The sequence below is a fragment of the Bradyrhizobium sp. AS23.2 genome, assembly GCF_001908185.1.
Lineage (GTDB): Bacteria > Pseudomonadota > Alphaproteobacteria > Rhizobiales > Xanthobacteraceae > Bradyrhizobium.
Window position 1 is genome coordinate 1 of the sequence record NZ_LGHM01000042.1, and the last position, 25,328, is coordinate 25,328.

25 protein-coding genes and 1 pseudogene are annotated in these 25,328 nt (G+C 61.4%); 12 read left to right on the forward strand and 14 right to left on the reverse strand.

The window, feature by feature from the left end; genetic code table 11:
- Nucleotides 1-160 (forward strand): annotated as a pseudogene (locus AC630_RS43595) (IS3 family transposase); the annotation flags it as partial.
- Between the two features lie 521 nt (nucleotides 161-681).
- Here AC630_RS43595 and AC630_RS09255 read toward each other — a convergent pair.
- Entirely contained in the window at nucleotides 682-1,869 is a 1,188-nt protein-coding gene (locus tag AC630_RS09255; protein WP_083636167.1) for a 6-phosphofructokinase, read from the reverse strand.
- A gap of 66 nt (nucleotides 1,870-1,935) precedes the next feature.
- Complete coding sequence (locus tag AC630_RS09260) at nucleotides 1,936-3,081, reverse strand: fructose-1,6-bisphosphatase (protein WP_074118168.1); 1,146 nt, start codon at nucleotides 3,079-3,081, stop codon at nucleotides 1,936-1,938.
- A gap of 476 nt (nucleotides 3,082-3,557) precedes the next feature.
- Between AC630_RS09260 and AC630_RS09265 the strand changes: the two genes are divergently transcribed.
- A complete protein-coding gene (locus AC630_RS09265) occupies nucleotides 3,558-4,007 on the forward strand; it encodes a YbhB/YbcL family Raf kinase inhibitor-like protein (RefSeq protein WP_074118277.1) in 450 nt (149 codons plus the stop codon).
- Between the two features lie 110 nt (nucleotides 4,008-4,117).
- Here the strand turns inward: AC630_RS09265 and AC630_RS09270 are convergent, their stop codons facing one another.
- Nucleotides 4,118-4,315: a hypothetical protein gene (locus AC630_RS09270; protein ID WP_074118169.1), complete on the reverse strand. Its 198-nt coding sequence runs from the start codon at nucleotides 4,313-4,315 to the stop codon at nucleotides 4,118-4,120.
- Between the two features lie 557 nt (nucleotides 4,316-4,872).
- Here AC630_RS09270 and AC630_RS09275 point away from each other — a divergent pair.
- The 4 genes from AC630_RS09275 (at nucleotide 4,873) to AC630_RS09290 (ending at nucleotide 9,114) form a co-directional block, all read left to right on the forward strand.
- Nucleotides 4,873-6,114, forward strand: coding sequence for an ABC transporter substrate-binding protein (locus AC630_RS09275; RefSeq protein ID WP_245330317.1), 1,242 nt, complete (start codon nucleotides 4,873-4,875; stop codon nucleotides 6,112-6,114).
- Between the two features lie 102 nt (nucleotides 6,115-6,216).
- The gene (locus AC630_RS09280) at nucleotides 6,217-7,161 is read left to right on the forward strand and encodes a carbohydrate ABC transporter permease (protein ID WP_074118174.1); all 945 of its coding nucleotides are present in this window, start codon (nucleotides 6,217-6,219) and stop codon (nucleotides 7,159-7,161) included.
- A gap of 3 nt (nucleotides 7,162-7,164) precedes the next feature.
- The gene (locus AC630_RS09285; protein WP_074118176.1) at nucleotides 7,165-8,016 is read left to right on the forward strand and encodes a carbohydrate ABC transporter permease; all 852 of its coding nucleotides are present in this window, start codon (nucleotides 7,165-7,167) and stop codon (nucleotides 8,014-8,016) included.
- 3 nt (nucleotides 8,017-8,019) lie between these two features.
- Nucleotides 8,020-9,114, forward strand: coding sequence for an ABC transporter ATP-binding protein (locus AC630_RS09290; RefSeq protein WP_074118177.1), 1,095 nt, complete (start codon nucleotides 8,020-8,022; stop codon nucleotides 9,112-9,114).
- A gap of 6 nt (nucleotides 9,115-9,120) precedes the next feature.
- Here AC630_RS09290 and AC630_RS09295 read toward each other — a convergent pair whose 3' ends face one another.
- Nucleotides 9,121-9,606 carry an adenosine-specific kinase gene (locus tag AC630_RS09295; protein ID WP_074118179.1) on the reverse strand — a complete coding sequence of 162 codons (486 nt, stop codon included), beginning with the start codon at nucleotides 9,604-9,606 and terminating at the stop codon, nucleotides 9,121-9,123.
- A 270-nt stretch (nucleotides 9,607-9,876) separates the two neighbouring features.
- On the opposite strand from AC630_RS09295, the gene pdhA reads away from it, so the two are divergent.
- The 5 genes from pdhA (at nucleotide 9,877) to AC630_RS47765 (ending at nucleotide 13,900) form a co-directional block, all read left to right on the forward strand.
- Nucleotides 9,877-10,941: a pyruvate dehydrogenase (acetyl-transferring) E1 component subunit alpha gene (gene pdhA, locus AC630_RS09300; protein ID WP_074118181.1), complete on the forward strand. Its 1,065-nt coding sequence runs from the start codon at nucleotides 9,877-9,879 to the stop codon at nucleotides 10,939-10,941.
- A complete protein-coding gene (locus AC630_RS09305) occupies nucleotides 10,934-11,914 on the forward strand; it encodes an alpha-ketoacid dehydrogenase subunit beta (RefSeq protein WP_074118279.1) in 981 nt (326 codons plus the stop codon). The genes pdhA and AC630_RS09305 overlap by 8 nt, the downstream gene beginning before the upstream one ends.
- A gap of 20 nt (nucleotides 11,915-11,934) precedes the next feature.
- Complete coding sequence (locus AC630_RS09310) at nucleotides 11,935-13,035, forward strand: dihydrolipoamide acetyltransferase family protein (RefSeq protein ID WP_074118182.1); 1,101 nt, start codon at nucleotides 11,935-11,937, stop codon at nucleotides 13,033-13,035.
- 246 nt (nucleotides 13,036-13,281) lie between these two features.
- Nucleotides 13,282-13,566, forward strand: a complete 285-nt coding sequence (locus AC630_RS09315; protein WP_074118280.1) for a GYD domain-containing protein — start codon at nucleotides 13,282-13,284, stop codon at nucleotides 13,564-13,566.
- Between the two features lie 211 nt (nucleotides 13,567-13,777).
- Nucleotides 13,778-13,900 carry a hypothetical protein gene (locus AC630_RS47765; RefSeq protein WP_283808403.1) on the forward strand — a complete coding sequence of 41 codons (123 nt, stop codon included), beginning with the start codon at nucleotides 13,778-13,780 and terminating at the stop codon, nucleotides 13,898-13,900.
- A gap of 39 nt (nucleotides 13,901-13,939) precedes the next feature.
- On the opposite strand, the gene AC630_RS09320 is transcribed toward AC630_RS47765, so the two are convergent.
- From AC630_RS09320 to AC630_RS09365, 10 genes are all read right to left on the reverse strand, one after another.
- The gene (locus AC630_RS09320) at nucleotides 13,940-14,935 is read right to left on the reverse strand and encodes a formate dehydrogenase subunit gamma (RefSeq protein WP_074118184.1); all 996 of its coding nucleotides are present in this window, start codon (nucleotides 14,933-14,935) and stop codon (nucleotides 13,940-13,942) included.
- Between the two features lie 42 nt (nucleotides 14,936-14,977).
- Nucleotides 14,978-15,574, reverse strand: coding sequence for a formate dehydrogenase FDH3 subunit beta (fdh3B, locus tag AC630_RS09325; RefSeq protein ID WP_035983358.1), 597 nt, complete (start codon nucleotides 15,572-15,574; stop codon nucleotides 14,978-14,980).
- 12 nt (nucleotides 15,575-15,586) lie between these two features.
- Complete coding sequence (locus tag AC630_RS45330) at nucleotides 15,587-18,535, reverse strand: formate dehydrogenase subunit alpha (protein WP_074118282.1); 2,949 nt, start codon at nucleotides 18,533-18,535, stop codon at nucleotides 15,587-15,589.
- Between the two features lie 11 nt (nucleotides 18,536-18,546).
- Nucleotides 18,547-18,756: a twin-arginine translocation signal domain-containing protein gene (locus tag AC630_RS09335; RefSeq protein WP_074118186.1), complete on the reverse strand. Its 210-nt coding sequence runs from the start codon at nucleotides 18,754-18,756 to the stop codon at nucleotides 18,547-18,549.
- A gap of 28 nt (nucleotides 18,757-18,784) precedes the next feature.
- Nucleotides 18,785-19,564: a Cro/CI family transcriptional regulator gene (locus AC630_RS09340; protein WP_074118188.1), complete on the reverse strand. Its 780-nt coding sequence runs from the start codon at nucleotides 19,562-19,564 to the stop codon at nucleotides 18,785-18,787.
- A gap of 123 nt (nucleotides 19,565-19,687) precedes the next feature.
- Nucleotides 19,688-20,350: a DUF3306 domain-containing protein gene (locus tag AC630_RS09345; protein WP_074118190.1), complete on the reverse strand. Its 663-nt coding sequence runs from the start codon at nucleotides 20,348-20,350 to the stop codon at nucleotides 19,688-19,690.
- Entirely contained in the window at nucleotides 20,347-20,862 is a 516-nt protein-coding gene (locus AC630_RS09350) for a DUF3305 domain-containing protein (RefSeq protein WP_074118191.1), read from the reverse strand. The genes AC630_RS09345 and AC630_RS09350 overlap by 4 nt, the downstream gene beginning before the upstream one ends.
- Nucleotides 20,859-21,866 (reverse strand): DUF6352 family protein, encoded by a 1,008-nt coding sequence (locus AC630_RS09355; RefSeq protein WP_074118193.1) that lies wholly within the window; start codon nucleotides 21,864-21,866, stop codon nucleotides 20,859-20,861. The genes AC630_RS09350 and AC630_RS09355 overlap by 4 nt, the downstream gene beginning before the upstream one ends.
- Nucleotides 21,863-22,402, reverse strand: a complete 540-nt coding sequence (locus AC630_RS09360) for a DUF6505 family protein (protein ID WP_074118195.1) — start codon at nucleotides 22,400-22,402, stop codon at nucleotides 21,863-21,865. Before AC630_RS09360 ends, AC630_RS09355 begins: the two co-directional genes overlap by 4 nt.
- Nucleotides 22,399-23,106 (reverse strand): biotin/lipoate--protein ligase family protein, encoded by a 708-nt coding sequence (locus AC630_RS09365; protein WP_074118285.1) that lies wholly within the window; start codon nucleotides 23,104-23,106, stop codon nucleotides 22,399-22,401. Before AC630_RS09365 ends, AC630_RS09360 begins: the two co-directional genes overlap by 4 nt.
- 211 nt (nucleotides 23,107-23,317) lie before the next feature.
- Between AC630_RS09365 and AC630_RS09370 the strand changes: the two genes are divergently transcribed.
- Nucleotides 23,318-25,288, forward strand: coding sequence for a 4Fe-4S binding protein (locus tag AC630_RS09370; RefSeq protein ID WP_074118283.1), 1,971 nt, complete (start codon nucleotides 23,318-23,320; stop codon nucleotides 25,286-25,288).
- Nucleotides 25,289-25,328 lie beyond the last annotated feature (40 nt).

The following is a 25,328-nucleotide window of genomic DNA, read 5'->3' on the forward strand; positions in this document are numbered from 1 at the left end:
CGAGCACTACAATCACGCCCGCTTCCATGAGAGCATCGACAACCTCACGCCCGCCGACGTCTACTTCGGCAGAGCCGAGACAATCCTGGCCGAACGTCAGCGCATCAAGCACGACACCATCGCAATTCGTCGCTTGCAGCATCGACTGCAGGCCGCTTAAACTCTAACCCCTGATGAGCCAGAGCCTCCCTTCGCAGCCCGCCTAATCAGTCTCAAATCATCTGACGACGAACAAAGTCACTACATCTCGGATAGACACGACCACGCGACTGGCCCACGAGAGGTCTGTTGGTTTCAAAGTCAGCTCGATGTGGTTTGCCACGAAAGAGAATCTATCGACGATGTTCGGCACGCGCGCCTCCGCCATCTATAGGCTGAAGGCCTGTGGTCATTGCCACGAGAAACCATTCGAAAGATGCGCGTCACGCTTGATACCGAATGTCCCAGATTCGCTCATTGTCAATTTTTTGCACCTCACGGTGCACACGTCGTGCACTCGCCGCCCTCTAACCGTTTGAAAAAACCTGAACAGTCGCTCCAATCCATCATGGGGGCGGTAGAGAACGGCCGCGCTAACCCCTCGCCCGCAATCCCGAGCGTTTTGAAGAAAACGGTATTGCTGGATCCTTGAGGATAACAGTGCAAACGCGTAACCGGCTATCGGGATTCTCACCTGCCGCCCTATGACGCGCGGTTGAGAAAGATCGGCAGCCCGAGCTTGTTGGCGTAGGTGGGGCGGTAGCGCTCCGTGTTGTAGGTGCCGGCGACGTCCAGTTTGCGCGGCCCGAGCTTGGCGTCGGGGATGGGCACGAGTTCGTAGCGGCCTTCTACCAGCGCCGACATGAGGCCGGTCTTGCCTTCCAACATGGCATCGTAGGCCATGTTACCGAACGTCAGGGCCACAAGCTTGTCGATGAAGTCCGGGTCGCCCGATCGCAAATCGTAAGTGAGATCAGAGGTGATCGTCTCCTCGCCGGCGCGCCGCTTGATCTCGTCGGCAAGCGATTCCGCTACATTGGCCTTCCTGCGGTGACCGTAGGCGTCAGGCTCGCCATACTCCTGCAGCTTGTAGCCTTCCCATTCGGCCCCTTCACTGAGCACGACCAGCGCGTAGTTGCTTGGGTTGCCGCGCTTGTCCTCGAGGAGCAACTGGATCAGCTTGTCGAGGTCGACCTTGTACTCCGGTATGACGCATCGTATCGAGGTCGCGTACGCGGTGTAGAGTGCCGTAAATCCGGAATCACGGCCAAAGACGCGGAAAATGCCAATTCGCTCATGCGAGCCGACGGTCGTGCGTTGCCGCTGGATGGCATCGCTGGCGCGGGTGATCGCGGTCGAGAAGCCGATGCAGTACTCGGTGTTGCGTACGTCGTTGTCCATCGTCTTTGGGATGGCGATGATCTTGACGCCGAGTTCGTTGAGCTTGGCCGCATAACTGAGCGTGTCGTCGCCGCCGATGGCAATCAGGTGTTCGATACCCAGTCCCGAAAGGTTCTCCAGCACCTGGCCGGTGAGGTCCCATGTCTTTTGCGCGATGCCGTCCTTGGTGCTCAGGGAGACTGGAACACCCCTGTCGACGAGATGATCGGGCAGCTTTTTTATCTTGGACGGGTTGAGACGGCTCGAGTGTAGCACGGTGCCGCCACGCCGATCGATGGTGCGAGTGTTCTCACGGTTCAGCGGGACGACGTAGTGGGACCTGCTGTTAGGATCCTCGACGTTCAAGTGCGTGAGGGCCTCCCAACCACGGCGCAGACCGACGACCTCGATGTCGTCCTCACTGCCGCGGTAAGTCACGCTCTTGATGACTGCATTGAGGCCGGCAACGTCGCCGCCGCCCGTGAGTATGCCGATGCGTTTCCGCGCCACAGCGCCTAGCTCCATCAATTAGATGCACGGTGAATGCGACCACCGGGTTCAGATTGGAGGCGGTCGTTACTCGGCTGCTTCCGGTTTGCGCTCCTCGCGCAGCCGAAAACGCTCCAGAAGTGTGGATACGGTATCCCGGAAGCCTCCATACTCCAGTTCGGAATAGGGCAGCATCGCTGCACCAGACCACCCTTGACTGCGCATCTCGAGGGCCTTGCGCTGGGCGCGCTGGCGGACCTCGTCCCACGCCGGGTTATCAAAGAAGTCGGTATAGGACTCGGAAAAGCGGCCTTCCTTGTCGATCGAAAAGCCGACGCAAGAAACGATTGGCAGGCAATACATCCCTGTCACGGGTGTATTAAGTGGCACGGGCATGAGCGGCATCACGTGCGAGCCGCGCGCATCTCCGCCCACGAAGTGTGCTTTCGCGAAGGGCGAGATGATTTCCTCGGGCGCCGGGAATATCCCCTGGTTTCTGAGGATAGCGACAGGATCGTCCTTCCCGGTGTACTTGCCTGCGATCGTGTGAAGACGCTGCGCCGAAACAGCTGCAGCGACCTCGTCATGGGTCCGGGAAATGATGCGATCGATGCCAAAGCGCTCGTTGTCGCGGAGCAGCGCGGCAATATGGTAGCTGTCCGCAGGCGCGTCGAGTTCGATCACGCTGTCGCCGGTCGTGTTGTCCATGTCGATAATATCGAAACGGAATCCCCTGATCATCGGGGGCAGCATCAGTCCGGCGCAGTACATTGGATCAGCAAAGGCAAGGTAGAGTGGCAGGTTGTAAGCGCCGGGGCCGCATTTGTCGGCGGCGAACACCATAAAGGACTCCGCGGGTCTTGGACCCGAGAGGCTGTGGTCGAAGCTGAGCTCGGCAACACCCGGGCCGGCACCGCGAATGTTTCCGGAGGGTGCATCTGCGAGAAGATCCTGGCCCGCGCCGTAGAGACCGGACGTCTTCGCAACCGAAGTGGCGGCGAGAAACGCCTTCCAAGCGAATTGATGGACCTCGGGGCTGCCTTCGCCCCGCGTATGCGTCATGATGATCGCGATGTCGTCGCCGGTGTGGCAAATGAAGCCGTCGATCAATAGACCTTTGCAGATCGCTTTCGCGACCTCGCCCTCGACGGCCGCCATCATGCGTGAAGACGGTTTCGTGTGTCCGCCGACGGAGCCAATGTCAGCCTTGATGACTGAAAGGGTGAGTTTCATGAGCATTCCCCCGCGCTACTCAGCGCCTCGGCCTCGGCGCTCGTCACGCCGGGGCACGGCGCTGCTGGTTCGGGGAACGCCTGTGGCCTCGATAGGTTCCACAGATCCGGTCCTTGCTTGAAAAGCTCATCCGACTGCCGGGGTCAGCCAGCATCCGCAGCTGCTCTCCGATATGGCGTGGAGAGAAGTGAAACGGCTCGACTGCGCGCACAATGGCTGTTCGCGCAATTTCTCCAGCAGCCGTGGTCGTGAAACGAGCCGGCCTCGCGAGTGCATCGTCTGTCCCAGCGAACGCCACCTCTTGGGGGCCAATCTACCGCAGTGCGGTTCGCACCCGCCAAAATCGAGCTATACTGCCGTGATCGCCAGCGGGCTCTACCGATCCAGCGTGGTCCCCCCCCCGCGCCCGGAGGACTCATCAAGCCCGAGCCCAGCGGGCCTACGCCTAGGTCTCCTGCAACCTGATGGAGGGAGCCATGAAACTCGTTTCAAGCGCGTTCGCCGATGGAGCGCAAATTCCGAGACGGTTCACTTGCGATGGAGAAGACCTTTCGCCACCTCTGAAATGGTCCGATGCACCAAGTGGAACGAAGAGTTTTGTCTTGCTGTGCGACGACCCAGATGCGCCCGCCGGCACGTGGCACCATTGGGCGGCTTACGATCTTCCGCCAGTTTTAATGGAGTCTGCGGAGGGGGCCGCGCGGAACAAGAATGTGAAGCAGGCGGTCAACGATTTTCGGAAGGTAGGCTACGGCGGCCCGTGTCCACCCCCGGGCCACGGGCCTCATCACTATCACTTCCGGCTGCTTGCCCTCTCGACCGACCACCTTCAGGCCAAGGCTAACGCCTCCTGTCGCGAAATTGAGCGAGAGGCGCGCAAGTCCCTAATCGCGGAAGCGATCCTCGTCGGCTGGTATGAGAGATAGCGACCGCTGGCGGCGCTCAGGCCGTCTCCGACGATTCAGCTGTCATCTGCCCAGCCATTTGCCGCGCTTCCAGTTACCTCCGGCGCGGCACAGCGCCAACCAATGGAATGCTAGGTCATTTTCTTGTTCTGCATCGCGTCATGCGGGTGACGACGGTCACCACGGCGATTCGACTTGCGAACATACGTGATGAGCGCCTCGGGGTTCTCAAGCTTCATCTTGAGAGCTGCGAGCAGTGCGTCCTCAGCCTCGATCGTGAGCGCCTTGGTACGCTTCGCGAGTTTCAGCCCGACCGTGTAGGTAATCATGGCAATTTCCCTGATCCGAGTTCTAACGATACCTCAAGCGGCGCTTGCCTGAAACAGCAAGCGACCGCGACGATTGAGGACGTGTTGCCCGACAAACAGATAGGCGGTTTTGGGAATAGTTGTTGCCACATTCATCGGTTCGCCCCCTCGATCGCGGTTGCGAGAGGCCAGGAGATAGCTGCTTCGACATCATCAAAAGGGCAGCGTCGCGCAGCCATGCTGGTCTTGTTGCATTGCGGCGGAGGCCAAGACGCGCGCCTTCGTCTTCGTTTCGACCGACTCGATCTTTGGCTTCTGCCCTTCGCTCCTTCGACCGGCAGAGAGCGTCCCTGGAAATGGTGCCCGCCGCCCCCTGCTACGCCGACAAAAGGATTAGCGGCACATTGAATAGCAACTTCTTCACGCCCAAATCTTTATGGAGTTCCAAGAGAGGAGAATTCAGCACAAAATAATAGGGAGGACATACCATGACGCGCATAAGTCGGCGTGAGCTTCTTAGGCTTTCCGGCGGCGGTGCACTTGCGGCAAGGGCCGGAGGAATAGCGTCGATCGTTGCCATGAAGCAGGCCCCAGCCTACGCCCAGTCCACCACCCTCCACTGGTTGCGATGGAACGATTTCGTCCCAGCCTCCGACGCCCTTCTCCTGAAGGAGATTGTGCCGGAATGCGAGAAGGCACTCGGCATCAAGCTCGTGATCGAAATGATCAACGGCAACGACATCCAGGCCCGCACCACCTCTGCGATCCAATCCGGCTCCGGCCCGGACATCATTTGCGCTCTCAACAACTGGCCCCAGCTCTACCCCGAGAGCGTTGTCGACGTCAGCGACGTCGCCGAGGAGATCGGCAAGGCCCAGGGGGGCTACTACGATGAATCGAAGGTCGTTGCCAACGACGGCAAGAAATGGCTCGCCCTTCCCTGGTGCATTGTCGGAGCCCTATTGGCCTACCGCAAGTCATGGTTCGAGGAGGCCGGCTATCCCGCCGGCAAGTTCCCGCAAGACTGGGAGCAGTATCGCGCTGCAGGCAAGGAGCTCAAGGCAAAGGCGCGTCCGATGGGCCAGACACTCGGCCACACCTTCGGTGACGCGCCAACCTACGCCTATCCCTACATGTGGTCGTTCGGCGGCAAGGAATTGCTGGCCGATGGCAAGACCGTCGTGCTGAACAGCAAGGAGACGGTCGAGTCGGTCAAGTTCATGGCGGGTTTCTGGAAGGACGCCTATGATGAAGGCGGGCTCGCCTGGGACGATTCCAGCAACAACCGCGCGTTCCTCGCGGGCACTTGCAGCTGCACGCTGAACGGCGCCTCGATCTATCTCGAGGCCAAGCGCAAGCCAGAGGTCTACATGACCGAGAAGGGCACGCCGCTTTGGCAGGATATTCTGCACGCGCCCCTGCCGAAGGGCGCGGCGGGTCAGTTCGGCTATCACCTGCCGATGTCGAATATGCTGCTCGCTTATTCCAGCAATCAGAAGGCGGCCAAGGAGTTCCTGCGTTGGATCACTTCGAAGGAGGTCTACCAGAAATGGTTCGACACCCAGCAGGGCTATACAGTTGGTGCAACGACGATCTGGGAGAAGGACAAGCTGTGGGACAAAGACCCGGTCATGCTGCCCTTCCGAACCGCGGCACGCGCCGGCCGCTTCCCCGGCTACGAGGGACCGGCTGACCGGCACGCCGCCGAGGTGCTGAGCAAGTACATCATCATCGACATGTATGCGAAGGCGGTGCAGGGAATGCCGGCCGACGAGGCCGTGAAGTGGGCGCATGAAGAGGTCGCGAAGATCCACGCCTAGAACCTGTCCCCGTGCGAAGGCGGAGCCGCACGATCTTGCCTAGCGGCCGGACGGAAAAAAGAGGGCGGGAGCGAACCGGCCGCGGTCGAGAGAGGACCCGAAATGGCCGTCAGCGAGGTCGCAACGACTTCGGACACTTACACGGCCTCCGTGCGCCGGTGGCCGATCACGCGTCTTCTCGAGGACGAGCGCTGGCTTTCGTTCGTCCTACTGCTGCCGACGCTGGTGCTGCTCAGCCTCTTCATCGCCTACCCGTTCGTCAAAGGCGTGGAGTTATCGGTGACAGACGCCAAAGTCGGTGTACCCGGCAATTTTGTCGGGATGCAGAACTTCGCTGCGCTGCTGAATGACAGCATCTTCCGGATCGCGGTGTGGAACACGATCGTCTATACGGCGGTGACGACGGTCTTCAAGCTCGCTTTTGGCCTTTGGCTCGCGCTTCTCCTCAATCGTAACTTCAAGGGAAAAGCCTTTACGCGCGCCTTCATCCTGCTGCCGTTCATCATCCCAACGGTGCTCTCGACCTTCGCATGGAAGTGGATGTTCGATCCCACTTTCAGCGTAATCAACTGGACACTCTTCAGGCTCGGCCTCATCACGAGCCGGATCAATTGGCTGGGTGATCCGAACCTGGCGCTGATCTCCGTGATCATCGTCAACATCTGGCGCGGCGTGCCGTTTTACGCGATCAGCCTGCTGGCTGGCCTGCAGACGATCAATCCGGAGTTGCAGGATGCCGCGGCAATCGACGGCGCAAGGCCCTGGCAACGTTTCTGGTATGTGACGTGGCCGCTGCTCCTGCCGGTCACGATGGTGGTGGTTCTGTTCTCGGTCATCCAGACCTTTGCCGATTTTCAGCTCGTCTATGTGCTGACTGGCGGCGGGCCCGCCAACGCCACCCAGCTCTTCGCGACCTATGCCTACCAGATCGGCGTCGGCACCGGGCTGTTAAGCCAGGGCGCGGCGATCTCGCTCGCCATGTTCCCGGTGCTGCTCGTCGTCGTGATCGTGCAGCTCCTTTACATCCGCAGGGTGGAGACCCTTTGAGCCATGATCGAAGGTGCAAAATGGCGGCGCTGGGTATTCTTCTACATCCCGTTGAGCGCCTTTGTCTTCACGCTGCTGTTTCCGTTCTACTGGATGCTGGTCACCGCGGTGCGGCCGGACAGCGAGCTATACCGCCCCTGGAGTGCGCCGAACTACGCTCCGTTCTGGACCGCGCATCCGACCCTCGATCACATCACCTATCTGCTGCAGGAGACGTTGTTCAGCACCTGGATGCTCAACACCCTCTTCATCTCGATCACTGCGACACTGATCTCGCTGTTCTGCGGGATCTTTGCCGGATACGCGCTCTCGCGCCTCAAATTCCGGTTCGCCGGCATGCTCGGGACCGGCATTTTCATTACCTATCTCGTGCCGCAAACGCTGCTCTTCATTCCACTCGCCGACGTCGTGCGCAACTTTCACCTCGGCGATACGCCGTGGGCGCTGATTCTGACCTATCCGACATTCCTGATTCCATTCTGCACCTGGCTCTTGATGGGTTACTTCAAGGCGATCCCGCGGGAGCTCGAGGAATGCGCCCGCATCGACGGCGCCGCCCGCTGGCAGGCAATGCTCTACATCATCTTCCCGATCGCCGTACCCGGAATCCTCTCGGCTGGGATCTTCGCGTTCACGCTGTCGTGGAACGAGTTCATCTATGCTCTGGTCTTCCTGTCCTCCCCCGCGCAGAAGACCGTTTCGGTCGGCGTCACGTCGGAGCTGATCCGCGGTGATGTTTTCTACTGGGGCTCGCTGATGGCAGGCGCCCTTCTGGGGTCTATACCGGTCGCCTTCGTCTACTCCTTCTTCGTCGAGCACTACGTCGCTGGTCTCACGGGAGCCGTCAAAGGGTGAACCATGGCGCGGGTCGAGATACGCAATTTGAACAAGACGTTTGACGGGGTCCACGCCGTCAAAGACGTGAACCTCGATATCAACGACAAGGAGTTCGTGGTTCTCGTTGGTCCTTCGGGCTGTGGCAAGACCACGACGCTGCGCATGGTGGCCGGACTTGAAACCATCTCCTCGGGCGAAGTCCTGATCGGCGACAAGGTCGTCAATGAGCTACCGCCGATGGATCGCGACATCGCCATGGTGTTTCAGAACTATGCCCTCTACCCGCATATGAATGTCTACGACAACATGGCGTTTGGCCTGAAGATGCGCCGGTTCGGTCGCGCAGAGATTGACGCACGCGTGCGGGCTGCAGCAGAGATCCTTGGCATCCAGGCGCAGTTGCAGCGCAAGCCGCGGCAGCTCTCTGGCGGCCAGCGGCAGCGCGTCGCCTTGGGCCGGGCCATCGTCCGGCATCCGAAGGTGTTCCTGTTCGACGAGCCGCTGTCGAACCTCGACGCCAAGCTACGCGTCCAGATGCGGGTGGAGATCAAGAAGATTCACGCCCGCCTCGGCACCACCGCCATCTACGTGACCCACGATCAGGTCGAAGCGATGACACTCGGCGATCGCGTCGTCGTCATGAAGGATGGTGTCGTTCAGCAGGTCGGCGAGCCGCTCGAGCTCTACAATGCGCCCGCCAACCGCTTCGTTGCGGGCTTCATCGGATCGCCAGCGATGAATTTCGCGACGGTGACGATCGCCGCTGACGCGGACGGCTTCCTGTGGGCCAGCAACGAAGGCATCCACATCAAACTGCCGGCCGAGGTTGCTGGCCGGCTTCGTAAGCATGTGGGAGAAAGCGTCACACTTGGAATCCGCCCGGAGGACCTGCGCGCGGCCACCAGCAGCGACGCAACAGATCTCGTCGTCGATGTCATGGTCGAGGTCGTCGAGAAGCTCGGTTCTGAGATTCTCCTCGATGTGAAAGTCGGCCCTAGCACGATGGTGGCCGCCGTAGAGCCGACCGTCGGGGCGAAAGTCCGTGACCGGCTTCGCCTCGCGCTAAATCCCGACCGCCTGTACTTCTTCGACGGTGCGTCGCAAGCGGCGATCTGACGGCCACTACAGCTTGTAGCCGATCTTGCGCAACAGGTCTTTCCGCCACGCAATGTCGGCGTCGGTTTCGACACCCAGCGGCGAGGCGCCGTCCACCACGCCGAGCACGCCGCGGCCCTGCTCGGTCTGGGCGACGATCACCTGGGTCGGGTTGGCAGTCGCACAATAGATGCGGCAGACCTCTGGCACCGCGCGCACCGTAGCCAGCACGTTGACGGGAAAGAATCCGTCGCCGAGGAAGATCAGGAAAGTGTGGCCGGCACCGATGGCCAATGCGTTGTCACGTGCGAGGACGAGAGCAGCTTCGTCATTGCCCGACCAGCGCACCAGCCGCTTGCCGGAGGCCTCGCAAAAGGCCAACCCGAAGCGAATGCCCGGAACCGCGCCGACCAGCGCCTCGTGAAGGTCTTCCACGGTCTTGATGAAATGCGACTGGCCGAAGATGAAGTTGGCGGCATCCGGCTTGACGATGGGTACCACGGCAAGTTCCATGGCTGCGCTCCTGTAAGGTGAGCTGCGCAATCCATGGTAGGCCGTCGGAAGGCGATTGCAAGTCGAACGACGCGGCGTCCAAGAAATCCAGTGCCACCGAGCACGATTGCGGTGCGATCGCTCGCGATGCAGCAAAGCCAAACGCACGCCAGAGCGTCTCCGCCACGGTATTGCAAAGCGCGCGCGCAAGCACCAAGTCATGCACTGTGGGAGGCAGCGTCGCTCGGGAGTAAGGGCGTGGCCAGTAACAGGGCAAATCAAGAGCTCCCCGTGATCGCGCGCTTCGAAGTGCGCCACCGCAATTACCTCGCGCCCGACGGCTCGATCAACCGTCCACTTCCCGCCTTTGCCTCCGACGCGAGGCTACTCGTTGCGCTTTATCGGTCCATGATGCTCCTGCGACTGTTTGACCGAAAGGCCGTCGCATTGCAGCGCACGGGCCGGCTTGGAACGTATGCCGTTTCGCTCGGCCAGGAAGCGGTATCGGTGGGGATTGCCAGTGCGATGCAGGAGGAAGACGTACTGCTTCCCTCCTATCGCGACAATGGCGCGCTGATCTGGCGTGGCGTCAAGCTGGAGGAGATCCTGCTGTTCTGGGGCGGGGACGAGCGGGGCAACGACTTCTCGGGACCGGTGCATGATTTCCCATTCTGCGTCCCCGTCGGATCCCAGGCGCCACATGCCGCCGGCGTGGCCTATGCGTTCAAGCTGCGCAAGGAGCCGCGTGTCGCGGTGTGCATCTTCGGCGACGGTGCCACCTCGAAGGGCGATGTTTACGAGGCGATGAATTTCGCCGGCGTGCACCGACTGCCGGTCGTGTTCGTCGCCACCAACAATCGATGGGCAATATCGGTACCGTTACGACTGCAGACTGCTTGCGAAACGCTGGCTCAGAAGGCAGTCGCCGCCGGATTCACAGGCGAGCAGGTCGATGGCAACGATGTGCTGGCCATGCGCGCGGCGGCTGAAGAGGCCATTACGGCGGCCCGCGACGGCAAGGGCCCCCGCTTCATCGAGGCGGTCACCTACCGACTCGGCGATCATACGACCTCCGATGATGCATCGCGTTACCGTTCGACTGACGAAGTCCAGGCCTGTTGGAAAGAGGAGCCGATCGCACGCTTGAGAAGCTATCTCGTCGGCCAAAAACTGTGGAGCAAAGCAGACGAGGAGCAGCTCGCTGCCGAGTGCAATGAGCGCGTCGAGGCGGCGGTCGAGCGCTATCTGGCCACCCCGCCGCGCCCGCCCGAAACCATGTTCGATCATCTCTATGCGAACCTGCCGGAGGCCTATGCCGCGCAACGCCATGAGCTTGCGGGAGAGCGCGATGCCTGAGATGACCTTGGTCGAGGCCCTCAATCTGGCGCTCGCACGGGCGATGGCGGATGATCCAAGCGTGGTCGTGCTTGGCGAAGACGTCGGCTTGAATGGCGGCGTCTTCCGCGCAACTGTCGGCCTAGAGAAGCGCTTTGGATCCGAGCGCGTGCTCGATACGCCGCTTGCTGAACTCCTCATCAGCGGGCTCTGCGTCGGCATGGCGGCGCAGGGACTGAAACCGGTCGGAGAGATCCAGTTTATGGGATTTATCTATCCCTGCCTCGATCAGCTGGTGAACCACGCATCTCGAATGCGCAACCGTACGCAGGGACGGCTCACCTGTCCAATGGTCCTGCGCGCTCCGCATGGGGCCGGCATTCGCGCGCCCGAGCATCACTCCGAAAGCACAGAGGCGATGCTCGCTCATATTCCTGGCCTGCGTGTCGTTATGCCTTCATCGCCGGAAAGCGCATATGGACTTCTCCTCGCCGCGATCCGCGATCCCGATCCGGTCGTGTTTCTGGAGCCAACGCGCCTCTACCGTGCGGCGAAAGGCGAAGTGGAGGACAACGGCGAAGCCCTGCCGCTGGATCATGCCTTCGTGCTGAGGGAGGGGCGCGATATCACGATGATCAGTTGGGGCGCGGCGCTGAAGGAAACCGCTGCTGCCGCCGATGCACTCTCTGCCGAAGGCATTCTTGCCGAAGTCGTCGATCTTGCCACGCTCAAACCCTATGACGAAGAGACCATCCTGAGTTCGGTCGCAAAGACCGGGCGCTGCCTCATTGTGCACGAGGCGGCGCGCACAGGCGGCTTCGGAGCCGAAATCGCCGCTACTGTCGCGGAACACGGCCTCAGCTCGCTACTTGCGCCCGTGACACGCGTCACCGGCTACGACACGATCATACCGATGGCTCGCCTCGAGCAGCACTATATGCCGTCGGTCGAACGCATCGTGACCGCCGGGCGCAAGATGTGTCAGTTCAGCTAAATCGCAACGGACTCTGTCCCATGCACCGGTTCGCGCTGCCAGATCTGGGAGAAGGTCTCGAGGAGGCGGAGATCGTCACCTGGTATGTGAACGAAGGCGATCACGTCGTCACCGATCAACCGTTGCTTTCCGTCGAAACCGACAAGGCGGTTGTCGAGATACCCTCACCGTCAAGTGGACGCATCGCGCACCTCTTTGGCGCCAAGGGAGATCTCGTGAAGGTCGGAACGCCGCTGGTGGAGTTTGCCGAAGGCGTCGAGCAGGATACCGGCACAATTGTCGGCGAGTTGCGCAGCGGCGAACAGCCACCGGAAGCCGGAATGCCTTCCGCGCGGCCGGCCGGTCTGGAACCTCAGGTATTCCCCGCGGTGCGCGCACTTGCACGCAAGCTCAACGTCGCTCTTGAATTCGTCGAGGGCACGGGACCGGGCGGCACTATCACGCGCGCCGACGTCGAGCGCGCTGCGAGGAGCACGTCCCAAACCGGCCCCGCCGAGCCGCTCCGCGGCATGCGGCGCTCGATGGCCCAACGCATGATGGCAGCCCATTCCGAGATCGCCGCCGCCACCGTCACCGATGAAGCCGATATCAACGATTGGCGGCCGGGCGAGGACATAACAATCCGCCTGGCTCAAGCCATCGCTGCCGCCTGCAAGGCAGAGCCCGCACTCAATGCCTGGTATGATTCCCGCACTCGGGAGCGGCGTCTGATCGAGCGCGTCGATCTCGGCATCGCCGTCGATACCGAGGGAGGCCTGATCGTTCCTGTGTTGCGCAATGTTGCCGAGCGGAACGTATCGGACCTGCGCGCAGGCCTGGAGCGGCTGCGCGCCGACGCCATTGCGCGCTCGATACCTCCGGAAGAATTGCGCGGCGCAACCATTACGCTGTCGAATTTCGGTATGATCGGTGGCCGCTTTGCCAATCTGATCATCGTGCCGCCGCAAGCGGCTATCATAGGCGCCGGCCGGATTTCCGAGCGGGTGGTCGCCCATCGAGGCCAGCCTGCAGTGCGGCGCGTGCTGCCGTTGTCGCTCACTTTTGACCATCGCGTGGTGACGGGTGGCGAAGCCGCCCGCTTCCTGGTCGCACTCAAGCAGGACCTTGAGCGGACTTCGTGAGCCGGAAGGATATCCGGATCACTCGCACGATGTCTGAACGATCCGTATTCGAAGTGAAGGAACAAGCTTGACGCGCGTGCTGGCACGCGGCGGCGGCCTAGCGCATCACTTCCGACGGGGCGCGGCTCGCTTCAAGCGACCGGTTACACAACTCCGTGACGCGGAACGGCGTAGGCGTGGCTCGCCAGCCGACGTATAATTGCGTTGTCCTTCGCGCTAGACCATCAACGTACGGTGGAGGTGGCCATGAAATATGTATTGCTCGGAAACCTGAGCCCGGAGTGGGCAAAGAAGCAGTCGGACCGGGTCGGCAAGGCCAAGGCAAAGCTCGACAAGCTGGGCATCAAGATCGAATCAATCCACTACACGCAAGGCCACTACGATTTCGTCGACGTTGTCGATGCCCCGAAGCCGGAGGCGGTCCTCGCGTTTTCCGTCTGGTACTCCACCCACGGTTTGGGGCGGATCCAGAGCATGCCGGCCTTCGAGCCAAAGACCTTCGAAGCTGCGGTCAAGGACGCATCGGACTAAGTGCCCAGACAGAAGGTGAACCATGCTCACGACCAAACGAACGTTGCCGGCTACGCCCCCTTGGCCGCGGGTGGCTCCGGCAGGCTCGCGCGTCGTGAATCAAAATTGCGAAGGCGGGCCTTTGCCCCTCACCGGCAAAGGATAACGCTGTTCGCGACGAGCTGTCTTCTGTAGACTCTCACGGCGTCCCGATCTCTTTCGGAGAACTGCAATGAGAGCTTTCTTGCTCGCCTGCGTCGTCGCCATCGTCGCGGCGGTTGCCTGGGCCGAGGTTTTGAACCTCGTGCAGGAGCCGGTCCAACAAGCCTTTGCAACAACGGGCGTGCGGCTTTAATAGCGAGCGCGCTTTGAACGCCCGAGACCGTGCGTTCCCCTACTCCGCCGCACTGGCTGAGGGCTGGGGTCGCGCGCTGGTACGTGCATTTTGCTCTTCAAGCCACAGCGCGTGATGTTCCCTGGCCCAGTTGACATCGACGGTGCCACTGCCCATTGCCTCGAACGCGCCTTCCATGCCGATCGTGCCGATATAGATGTGCGCCAGCATCGCGGCGATAAACAGCATCGCCACGATGGAGTGCACGATCTGGGCAAGCTGCATCCCTTCGATACCTGACAGGTAGAACGGGAACATCAGCGCATATCCGGTCGCTGCGACCAGACCTCCGCCGATAACCACGATCCAATAGATCGCCTTCTGGCCAGCGTTAAAACGATAGGCCCGTGGATGATCGTGACCCACGAGACCGCCACCGCGCTTGATCCAATCGACATCCACCTTGTTCGGGATGTTACCCGCTATCCACATCAGGAAGATCAGAACGACCCCAATGGTGAACGGGAAGCTCAGAAAGTTGTGCGCATACTTGGCCCACTGCGACCAATCAGAAAACGCCTCGTGGCCGATCAAGGGCAGGAGCAACGGACGGCCGAAGGTGATATTCAAACCGGAAATCGCGAGAACGATGAAGCAGGTCGCAGTCATCCAATGCACGAAACGCTCGAATGAAGTGAAACGTACGATGGTTCGGCCGGAACGACCGCTCTCCAGTCGCACCATGCCGCGGCTGAGATAGAAGATGATCAGCACCGCGAGCATGCCAAGAATGGTGATGCCGCCGATCCAGCGCAGCGTCAGGTCTCGAAACTCGCGCCATTCGCGGCCCGCCGGCTGGATAAGGATGCCGGACCGCTGGTCGGGAATGCTGACCCGCCCCTGGATGCGATCGAATTCCTGCAGGAGCTGCTGCTCCTTCACGGAGCTGGCGGTCGGATTGATCTGCTGTGCACCGCATGGTCCGGCCATGGAGATGACCAGCAGGAAAGCCAACGCACCGAGGGTGAGGCGGATGAATCGTGCAAAAGAGGCCATGAATTCCTCCCGGTTTTACGCGATCGCTGGCGATCTCGCCTCCTACGACTCGATCGTCTCGCGATAGGCGGTCTTCCAGCCCCAGGCGCCAGAGCCGTAGCCGCGCTTCATCACGCGCTCCTTGTAGATCTGGGCAATGATTTCACCGTCGCCGGCGAGCAGCGACTTGGTCGAACACATCTCGGCGCATAGCGGCAGCTTGCCCTCGGCAAGACGGTTCGCACCGTATTTCTCGTACTCCTCCTTGCTGCCGTCGGCCTCGGGCCCTCCGGCGCAGAACGTGCACTTGTCCATCTTGCCGCGCGAACCGAAATTGCCGACCTTCGGATATTGCGGCGCGCCAAACGGACAGGCGTAGAAGCAATAGCCGCAGCCGATACACAGGTCCTTAGAATGAAGCACGACGCCGTCAGCCGTCGTGTAAATGCAATTCACCGGGCAGACCGCCGCGCATGGGGCGTCGGTGCAGTGCATGCAGGCCATGGACACCGAACGCTCGCCAGGTTTGCCGTCATTGATGGTGACGACGCGACGCCGGTTGATTCCCCAGGGCACTTCGTGCTCGTTCTTGCAGGCCGTGACGCAGGCGTTGCATTCGATGCAACGGTCGGCGTCGCAGAGGAATTTCATGCGTGCCATGGTCGTTGCTCCTTATGCCGCTGCGATCTGGCAGAGAGTGACTTTGGGCTCCTGCATGCCAGTCGCCGGATCGTACCCGTAGGTGGTGATCGTGTTCGCGCTTTCACCGAGCACGATCGGATCGGTGCCCTTCGGATAGTTGTCACGGAGATCCCGGCCTGCATACCAGCCGCCGAAGTGGAAGGGCATCCAGGCGACGCCCTTGCCGACGCGCTCGGTAACGAGCGCCTTCATCCTGGCCTTGGAATTGCTCTCGGCGCCCGTCACCCAGACCCAGCCGCCGTCCTTGATGCCGCGGTCGGCGGCATCGCCAGGGTTGATCTCGATGAACATGTCCTGCTGCAGTTCGGCAAGCCACGGATTGGTGCGCGTCTCTTCGCCGCCGCCCTCATATTCGACAAGACGACCCGAGGAGAGGACGAGCGGGAATTGCTTCGCGATGCCCTTCTCGACCGCCGCCTTCTGCACGGAGAAACCGATGTTGGGCATGCGGAACTGCTTGGCGTCCGGCAGTGTCGGATATTTCGAGACCAGATCCACGCGTGGCGTGTAGATCGGTTCGCGGTGCACGGGAATTGGATCCGGTAGTCCGAATGCATTCATGCGCGCCTTGCCGTTGCCGTAAGGAACGCAGCCGTGCATCAGCGCCACCCGCTGGATGCCGCCCGACAGGTCGAGCGACCAAGACACCGCATCGGGATTGGCGGGATTGACCCGGTTGATCGTAGCCATTTCCTCTGCCGTCAGATCGGTGTCCCAGCCGAGCTTCTTCAAACTCGCGAGCGTGAACTCCGGATAGCCGTCCTGGATTGCCGACCCCTTGGAATAGGATCCGTCTGCAAGCAGGCTGACCTTCCGCGTCGTACCATCAGGAAGCTTCTCCTCGCGCTCGAGCCCGAAGCGCGGTCTGAACGTACCACCGCCATCCATCACGTGGAGATTGGTGTTGTAGAGCAGCGGCGTGCCGGGATGGCGCACTTCGGGCTTACCCCAGCAGGGCCAAGGCAGGCCGTAATAGTCGCCGCCGACTTCCGGATCGTCCTTGGGCGCACGCATGCTCAGAAAGTCGAACTTGGCCTGGTTCTTCATGTGCGCCTTGAGGCGCTCGGGCGATTGGCCGCAGTAACCGGTCGACCAGCTGCCGCGGTTCATCTCGCGCAGGATATCCTCGGCCTCCGGCAAATCGTTTTCCACTTTGATGTTCTTGAACATCTTGTCGGCGAAGCCGAACTTCTTCGCCATCAGATAGGTGACTTCGAGGTCATCCTTCGATTCGAACACCGGCTTGACGATCTGCTCGCCCCATTGCAGCGAGCGGTTCGAGGCGACGCGCGAACCCTTGCATTCGAATTGCGTGCTGACCGGGAGAATGTAGAGGCCATCCCTGCGTCCCGCCTCCACCGCGAGCGAAGCCCAGGTGGTCGGATGCGGGTCGGCGATCACGAGCAGCTCGAGCGCCTTCAGCCCCTTCAGGGATTCGGGGATGCGCGTGATGCTGTTGCTGGCGTGTCCCTGCACGAACACGGCTCGCACATTGTCCTTCTGCGCGACCTGATCCTTGGGCAGTGTCACCGCTTCGAACCAGCGGGTGAGCGGGATGCCTGGGGTTTCCATGATCTGCTTGGAGTCGAAGCGCGACTGCAGGAACTCGTAGTCCACTTCCCAAACCCGCGCCCAATGCTTCCAGGCGCCCTCAGCGAGGCCGTAGTAGAATGGCAGCGTGACGATATCGAGCCCGACGTCAGTCGCGCCTTGCACATTGTCATGGCCGCGGAAGATGTTGGCGCCCGTGCCGGGCGCACCGACGTTGCCTGTCAGCAGCAGCGCGATGCAACTCGCCCGCACGTTGGCCGTGCCGACGGTCTTCTGGGTCTGTCCCATGGCCCAGATCAGTGTTGCCGGCTTCTCGGTGGCAAGCATCTTCGCGACGCGCTTGAGCTGCTCGCCGGGAACGCCGCTGACGCGCTCGACCTCTTCCGGATTCCACTTCTCCACTTCCTTGCGGAGATCATCGAAACCGTAGACACGCTGCTTGATGAACTCCTTGTCCTCCCACCCGTTCTGGAGGATGTGCCACATCATGCCGTAGAGGACCGGGATATCAGTACCGGGCCGCATGCGCACATATTCGGTAGCATGGGCCGCGGTACGCGTCAGGCGCGGATCAATGACGACAAAGTTGGCCTTTTGAAGCTCCTTGCCCTCGAGCAGATGCTGAAGCGATACCGGGTGCGCCTCGGCTGGATTGCCGCCCATGATGATCTGGGTCTTGGCATTGCGAATGTCGTTGAAGCTGTTGGTCATCGCACCGTAGCCCCAGGTGTTGGCCACGCCCGTGACGGTTGTCGAATGGCAGATGCGTGCTTGATGGTCGGTGTTGTTGGTGCCCCAGAATGCGCCGAGTTTACGGAACAGATAGGAGCCCTCATTCGTCATTTTGGCCGATCCGAGCCAGTAAACCGAATCCGGCCCCGACTTCTGGCGAATTTCGAGCAGCTTGTCGCCGATCTCGTTGATCGCCGTGTCCCATGAGACGCGCGTCCACTGTCCGCCAACCAGCTTCATCGGATAGCGGAGCCGGCGTTCGCTGTGCACGAGCTCGCGCACGGACGCGCCCTTGGCACAATGCGATCCACGATTGATCGGGGACTCCCAGCTCGGCTCCTGGCCGATCCAAACCCCGTTCAGAACCTCCGCGGTCACGGTGCATCCGACCGCGCAATGCGTGCAAATGCTCTTGCGAACGGTCGCCCCAGATGTGAGGGGACCTGCAGCTGCAGCTTTCGCCTTGCGTACGCCGGCAAGCGGCAGCGTGCCTAACGCAGCCAGCGCGCCACCGGCAAGGCCCGATCGGCGCAGGAATGTGCGACGGTCGAGATCATTGGTTTGCCCGGACATGCCTGCCGCAATTGATCCGCGTGAAGCGATTTGGGAACGCTGTTGTGTTCTCTTGATCAGCACGGCCGCCTCCCTCAACTGGGATAACGATTGACGCGGTAATAGGTTTTCACATGTTCAGTTTCCTTGTAGCGCGCCTTGCGTTTCTCCTGGTCGGTCTCGCTGTCGGCTTGCGCCGGCGTCATCAAGGGTGTTGCCAGCGTCACTCCCGCGCCGACCGTGCCGATGCCGACCTTGCGAAGGAAGTCGCGTCGGCCGGCTGTCGATTTCTTCTCGTCTCTCATCGCATCTCTCCCGGACCAGCGGCGCCGGTCAGTTGGCGAAGGTGAAAGCCTCGGATTCTATTGCCAGAAACACTCGTCCAAGCATCCCGACCGACCGGTAGAATTTCGCGTTTTCCGCCTTCTCCAGATCGGCAAACAAGCGCCCCATCCAGTGGGACACATGTTTGTCGAAGAAGGCGCGCTGCGCTTCCGGCGATACGTGGAAGCGCGCAGCTGCAAGACCCGCCATGATTTCGCACAGCGTCGCCGCGTGATCCTCGGGCTCACAATTGCTCTCGACCCGCTCGATGCCGAGTGCGGCGAGATCATCTCGCAAACGGGACAATGGGCGTTCGTTGAGAAATCCTGTCAGGTAATAGGAGGCGTAAGGCAGCAATTCACCACGGCCGAGACCGACGAACAAATCGAAATATTCTCGCTCGACCTCGCCTGCGACCGCAATCGATGCAGCATCTGCAAGGGCCGCGTGGGCGCCACCAAGCGCCGTCGTATCACCGTTCAATTGCGCGATTTGTTCGAGCAATGCAGCCGATGGCGCCGACGAGAGCAAGGTTGCGAGCAGCGCGTATTCCTGTGCGCGTCCGCCATCGATCGGATCAACCACGTTGTCCGTCACAGTAGGCTCGCTATAGAGATCGGGACGAAGCACCATGCGCAACACGCCAGTTGCGCGTTCGACCGCAATCACACGCTGCGCGGGCACCCGGTTCCAGTTCGACACCGAGGGTTGGGCAATACCGATTTTTCGGGCAAGCTCGGCAACGCCGCCTGCCGCATCGATGGCACGTTCAAGGCCCGCATCGCGCACGCTGCCCTCCCATCCTAGGAGCCAAGCGCTTGATTTGCGTTTGCATACGAGAAAAGATTACGGCGCGGGTCGGGAGCGGTCAACTAACAGCCATAGCTTGAGGCTATCCCATTTAGTCGCAGTCTAGCGAGGCAACGCTCCGCCATGTGTGCGGCGCGGAAGAGGAGTCTCTTCAGTCGCATCACTCGCGGCTGCGGGTTGCGATGCAGCAGAATTTGACGGCAACTCTCGGGCTGCGGACTCGTCGAACAGTCGAGGTTTCGTGATCGCCTTCGCTGGATCTGATAGTTGAGTGACACGGGCGTCGGCGGAAGCCGACTGTGCAGCGTCTTGGGCACGCTCTGCCGGCGCATTGGGAACCGTCTCAGCGGCCTCCGCGACGCCACCCACAATGCGGCGGACGAGTGCGTCAACCTGTTCAGCGGAATAGTCAAGCGGACCGAAACCAGCCATCGCGTTCGGATCATTGAAGTCCCAGGCGTTTTCCGCCAATCCCACGAAATCACGGATAGCAGGATCGGCGCTCCAGGCACGACGAAGCGCCGCCCGGCACAACTCCTGCGGAATGCCTTGGCGCAGAAAAGCCGTGACATCTGTAGCAGCATCAATCGAACCAATGGGGGGCAAGTTCGAAAGTTCCATCTCAGGCGCGCCCCGCTCTGCCGCGGCAGGCTCTGACGTCGCCGTTCCAACCGCCTCGGCAGTTTTTTCTGACGCCGGTTCAGCGCGACCGGCCGCCTCCTGCTTACGACGCGACCAGCGCGCCAAAAACCGCTCGTCGCTCATTCGTGCCCACCTTCGTGGTGACGCCGCGCGAGCGCCTCCGGATTGGCACGGCCCCGCTCGCGCTTGACGAACTCCACCTCGACGTGGTGCTCGGCAATGAAGTTTTCAATCGCCCGATGCAGCGCCTCAGGCATTGGAACGGCTTCGACCAGATTGGCGCCTGCCTCCGTGAATGCCTCCCCCTCTGCTGGATCCGCCGTGACGGCGCCGACCGCATAGGGCCAGGTGCCCTCGGAAGGGATCAATACGACCCAGATACTGGGAGCCCCCGTGGCAAGATTGTCGCGATAGCGCGCTGTTTCCGAACGATAGAGATCGACCGTCGCACTCCCCGCGTAAAAGAGCGTCGTTCCCTCCTCCTCCCGTATGATGGTCCACGGCGTCATCTCCGGCTCATCCGGCAGCACTCCGATGCCACGCCAGACAAAATCGATCCATGGGGAATCCGCTCGCCGGCGCTCGACCACGACACCGACCGGAATACGCAACAGCGGCAGAGCGGCGGGGCTCACGTAGCAGCCTCCAGATGTTTGATCGGCAGTCCCGTCAACAGATTTTGCGGCTTCATCCGCACTAGCCGATCGGAGGTCATTGCAAGGATCAGGTAGACCGGCTCGCGCCCTGCGGCATCGACGACCAGACCGGCATCGGCGAAAGTCACACGGAACAACGCAAGCACGCGTGCCATTGTTCGGTCATCGAGCGTCTCTCCATGCCAAAGCCAGTCACCTATTCGCGTGCCGTCAGCATCGAGTCCAACATACCAGGTGAGCTCCGCATCGCGCAGGCCGGTGAGCGGTTCAATAACGACGTCAACTCCGAGCAAATGTGAAATCCAGCGCCTCATGGCCCCTGCCAGTTCAGTCGGCCCCCGCGTTCCGACGCTGAAATCGAGCGCAAGATCGAACCGATCGCTGCGCCTCCAGTAGCTGTCGGCATTAGCCTCGCTTAATACGTCAAGCTCGGCGCTGGTCGCGCCCCCCAACAAGGATATCAGCGACAACACCGGCGTCGGGCTTTCCCAGCGGCCAACTTCCTCGTCTCCCAACAGCAGCGAATGTTCGTGCGGCACTATACGCTGTGGCCGAAAGAACAATTCGGATGCGCGCAGCACGAACGGGTCCTCACAGCCATCAAGCGCGTTTCGCAGGATCACCTGCACCAGTTGGTTCACAAATAGCGGCGGCAAGTTGATGGATCCCGAACGAACCAGTGCAAGGTACGCCGCTTCCAGCGTAGGCTCACGCATGAGGAGCTGGCGAAATGCCAGCACGAATTGCCAGTTCTCTCGTGCATCCGCATCGGCAATCGCGGCCACCTCCTCTGCAGCGACTATCCGGCGCGGGTCTACGAGCAGTTGCTGGTGCAGCCTGCGTTCGACCACGCATGCATTGTCTGGCGGCATCAGCTCCGGACGTGCCAAATAGGCCTTCAAGAACTCATCCGTGACCACGAGCCCGCCGCCCGCGTTGTGATCGAGCAGGTGATAGCCGCAGGCGGTCCAAAACTCCTTCATCGGCGCCACTGCTCCTCACTCACCTTCGCGGGGTTGAGCGTGCTGTCGGTCTCGGCGTCATCCTCCACTTCCATGAACGAGAACGCCTTGCCATGACGCTGACCCTCGCGCAGTTGCAATCTGCGGAATGACTCGCGGATCTCGCCATCGCTCGCGGCACGGTGGACCGCGATCAGCGCGCTGAGGGGATGCGTGCAGAGCGATTGCGCAAAGGCAACCTCCTCTTCTGCGGCAAGTCGCGCAGCAGCGAGATCCGGAGCCCCGAACCGTTCGACCAGCTGCCTTGCAAGGAGCTCTACCACCGCCCGCCGATCGTCCTCGGTGGCGCGGACGATTTGCACCAACGTCGACCAGCCCCAGGACCGCACTCCGAGAAAGCCGCTGCGGAACGCCGAACGATCCTTGCCGATCAGCTTCGCCGGATCGCGATCGCAAAAGCGGAACGCGCCCGACACCGCCCAATCGCCCGGCTCCGCCGGCACGTCGAACACGAACGTATCGGAGGGGTCGAGCGCGATGGTGCGCAGGAGCTTCACAGACGCGGTCCTCCAAGCTTCGGATCGAGCCACGAGGGCAACAGCAAGCTCTTCCTCAAATCGTGCCGGTCGGTCCTGTCTGTCCCGATCCGGCGTTCCAGAAGATCACCGTTGTCGGCGATCACACGAGAGGTATTCCGCTCGCGCACCAGCCTATTCAGGAAATCGCGTGCAATGCCGTCGAAACCATCGGTCTGCCAGGCGTCGAGCGCGCGCATCAGATGCCGCGCAAAGCCTTCCGTCACCTGAACAGCGCCTGCCTCGCCAAAGCCCTCCTGATCCAGTGCGGAAGCAAGCGGATACAGGCCGGCTTCCCGGTCGGTCATCGCAACTGTCCGGATCATGGCGCCGAATACCAGCCAGCGCGGAGGCTCACCTTCTTTCGCGGATGAGGGCCAGCCAAGCTGCCCGCCACCAACGAGACCACCGTCAACACGGATTGCACCCGGCCAGTCGATCGTGATCTCCTTGTTCGGCGGCGCATAGGCACGCAAGGCGTCGGTGAGTGCCACCATTCCCGCATAGAAAGCGCGGCGCGCGGTGCGCAAGGACTCCCCGGGCTCAAGCACAACCGCGAACTCGGCGAGATCGAACCGTCCCACATAGGTCAGCGTACCTGCCCCGCTCTCTTCTGCAATCTCCATGGCGCGGGCGAAGGCGTCACGACTTTCGCGCAGCCTCACCAGCGTGAACGGCGGAGGCAGATTGATCGGCTCCGAGACCGACGAGCGGGTGAGGGCTGTTGATGTCAGTCTGACCTCCAGCTTCCATTTCGCCACGCGCGAGAATAACTTAATCGAGCAGAGGAGGCGACGCGAGTCCGCTCAATATCGTTCCCTGACCTCTTCGGGAGGTAGATGATTGCGTATGACCGATCCCCCGAAAACGATCCTGATCTGCTCGTGCGAGGACACGATGCGCCTCGATACGGCCGCCCTTAGGCGAGGATGCCGCAAGAGCGAGATCGCCGAGTTCCGCCAGCTTTGTCGGGCCGAGCTTGATCATTTTCGCAACGCCACGAAGGCGGAAGGCTCCCTCATCGTCGGCTGCACGCAGGAGGCACCGCTGTTTGGCGACGAGGCGAAGGAACGTTCCGGAAAGCTGGAATTCGTCAATCTTCGCGAGACGGCGGGCTGGTCGGTGGATGGGGCCAGGGCAGGTCCCAAAATGGCAGCGCTGCTCGCATCTGCGTCCGAGATTGCGCCTGCCTTCCCATTTGTCACCCTATCGAGCGAAGGTGTAATCCTGATCTACGGCCGCGACGAAGCTGCGGTCGAAGCCGGTCGACTGCTTGCAGATCATCTCGACGTGACGGTCATGCTCACAAAGCCGGCGCAGCTGATCCCCCCGGCAACGACATCTTTTCCGATCGTCCAGGGAACGGTCCGCAACGCCAAGGGCCATTTGGGGACGTTCGAGCTTGCAATCGACGATTACGCTTTGCCCCGCCCCTCCTCGCGCGACACACTGGTCTTCGAGGCTCCCCGCAGCGGCCTGACCTCGCGCTGCGACATCGTCCTTGATCTTTCCGGCGGGGCGCCGCTTTTCCCCGCTCACGACTTGCGCGACGGTTATCTCCGGGCAGATCCGCGAGATCCGCCGGCTATGCTGCGCGCAGTACTCAAGGCCCGCGACCTTGTCGGCAGCTTCGACAAACCGAAATACGTCAATTTCACCGCAGATATCTGCGTCCATTCGCGCTCGAAGCAGACGGGCTGCCACCGCTGCATCGATCTTTGTCCGACCGGGGCAATCACCCCGGACGGCGATCACGTCAAGATCAACGCGGAGGTCTGCGGCGGGTGTGGCCTATGTGCCGCGGTCTGCCCGACAGGCGCAGCCTCCTATGCTCTGCCGCCGGCGGATACGTTGCTGCACAAATTGCGCGCCATGCTGCTGACCTATCGGGAAGCCGGTGGTGCGAATGCCATTGTACTGTTTCACGATGACCAACATGGCACTGCGCTGATCGACGCGCTTGCTCGTCACGGCGATGGGCTTCCGGCCAATGTACTACCGTTCGCAGTCAATGAGGTGACGCAGATTGGCCTGGAAGCCGTCGCGGCATCTTTTGCCTATGGCGCGGCGGCGATCCGCCTTCTTCTGCGGGCAAAGCCGCTGCATGACCTTACCGGTCTCTCTCAGATGATCGCGATGGCCAATACGATTGTTACCGGGCTCGGACTTTCCGGCCAGCGCGTTTCAGCCATCGAAACGGACGATCCGGATGTTCTGGCGGAGGTGCTGCGGGCGATCGAGCCCGCACCGGCCGTGCAGATTCCCGCAACCTTCAAAACAGTCGGCAAGCGGCGCGACCTGCTTCGCTTCGCTCTTCACGAACTGCACCGCGTCGCACCTGCGCCGACCAACGTGATCGCTCTGCCTGAAGGCGCACCGCTCGGAACGATCAGCGTCAATGTGGATGGGTGCACCCTGTGCCTCTCCTGCGTCTCGGTCTGTCCCACCGGCGCCCTTCGCGACGATCCCGAACGGCCCGTGCTCAAATTCGTCGAAGACGCCTGCGTGCAGTGCGGATTATGCCAAAGCGCCTGCCCGGAAAAGGTGATTACACTGAAGCCGCAGATCGATTTCGGTGCAGCCAGAGCGGCCGCCCGGATCATCAAGGAAGAAGAGCCGGCGCTTTGCATCCGCTGCAGCAAGCCCTTCGGCGTGAAAAGCACGATCGACAAGATTGCCGCAAAGCTCGAAGGACGCCACTGGATGTTTCCGGTAGGCGACAAGCGACTGGACGTGGTCAGAATGTGTGCGGATTGCCGCGTCATCGCCATGAGCGAGCAAGAGTTCGATCCGTTCAAGGGCGTTCCGGAGCGAACGCCGCCGCGTACAACCGACGATTATTTGCGCCAACGGGAAACCAAGGACTAGAACGCGGACTCTCGAAAGCAGCTATTCAACGAACCATCCA

Coding starts and splice junctions, on each gene's coding strand:
- AC630_RS09335 (WP_074118186.1), bottom strand. CDS start 18,756: ATGAGAGACGAGAAGAAATCGACAGCCGGCCGACGCGACTTCCTTCGC.
- AC630_RS09320 (WP_074118184.1), bottom strand. CDS start 14,935: ATGGCCTCTTTTGCACGATTCATCCGCCTCACCCTCGGTGCGTTGGCT.
- AC630_RS47765 (WP_283808403.1), top strand. CDS start 13,778: ATGAGAGCTTTCTTGCTCGCCTGCGTCGTCGCCATCGTCGCGGCGGTT.
- AC630_RS09265 (WP_074118277.1), top strand. CDS start 3,558: ATGAAACTCGTTTCAAGCGCGTTCGCCGATGGAGCGCAAATTCCGAGA.
- AC630_RS09280 (WP_074118174.1), top strand. CDS start 6,217: ATGGCCGTCAGCGAGGTCGCAACGACTTCGGACACTTACACGGCCTCC.
- AC630_RS09345 (WP_074118190.1), bottom strand. CDS start 20,350: ATGAGCGACGAGCGGTTTTTGGCGCGCTGGTCGCGTCGTAAGCAGGAG.
- AC630_RS09355 (WP_074118193.1), bottom strand. CDS start 21,866: ATGAAGGAGTTTTGGACCGCCTGCGGCTATCACCTGCTCGATCACAAC.
- AC630_RS09290 (WP_074118177.1), top strand. CDS start 8,020: ATGGCGCGGGTCGAGATACGCAATTTGAACAAGACGTTTGACGGGGTC.
- AC630_RS09285 (WP_074118176.1), top strand. CDS start 7,165: ATGATCGAAGGTGCAAAATGGCGGCGCTGGGTATTCTTCTACATCCCG.
- AC630_RS09315 (WP_074118280.1), top strand. CDS start 13,282: ATGAAATATGTATTGCTCGGAAACCTGAGCCCGGAGTGGGCAAAGAAG.
- AC630_RS09370 (WP_074118283.1), top strand. CDS start 23,318: ATGCGCCTCGATACGGCCGCCCTTAGGCGAGGATGCCGCAAGAGCGAG.
- AC630_RS09295 (WP_074118179.1), bottom strand. CDS start 9,606: ATGGAACTTGCCGTGGTACCCATCGTCAAGCCGGATGCCGCCAACTTC.
- AC630_RS09275 (WP_245330317.1), top strand. CDS start 4,873: ATGAAGCAGGCCCCAGCCTACGCCCAGTCCACCACCCTCCACTGGTTG.
- AC630_RS09270 (WP_074118169.1), bottom strand. CDS start 4,315: ATGATTACCTACACGGTCGGGCTGAAACTCGCGAAGCGTACCAAGGCG.
- AC630_RS09305 (WP_074118279.1), top strand. CDS start 10,934: ATGCCTGAGATGACCTTGGTCGAGGCCCTCAATCTGGCGCTCGCACGG.
- fdh3B (WP_035983358.1), bottom strand. CDS start 15,574: ATGGCACGCATGAAATTCCTCTGCGACGCCGACCGTTGCATCGAATGC.
- AC630_RS09310 (WP_074118182.1), top strand. CDS start 11,935: ATGCACCGGTTCGCGCTGCCAGATCTGGGAGAAGGTCTCGAGGAGGCG.
- AC630_RS09260 (WP_074118168.1), bottom strand. CDS start 3,081: ATGAAACTCACCCTTTCAGTCATCAAGGCTGACATTGGCTCCGTCGGC.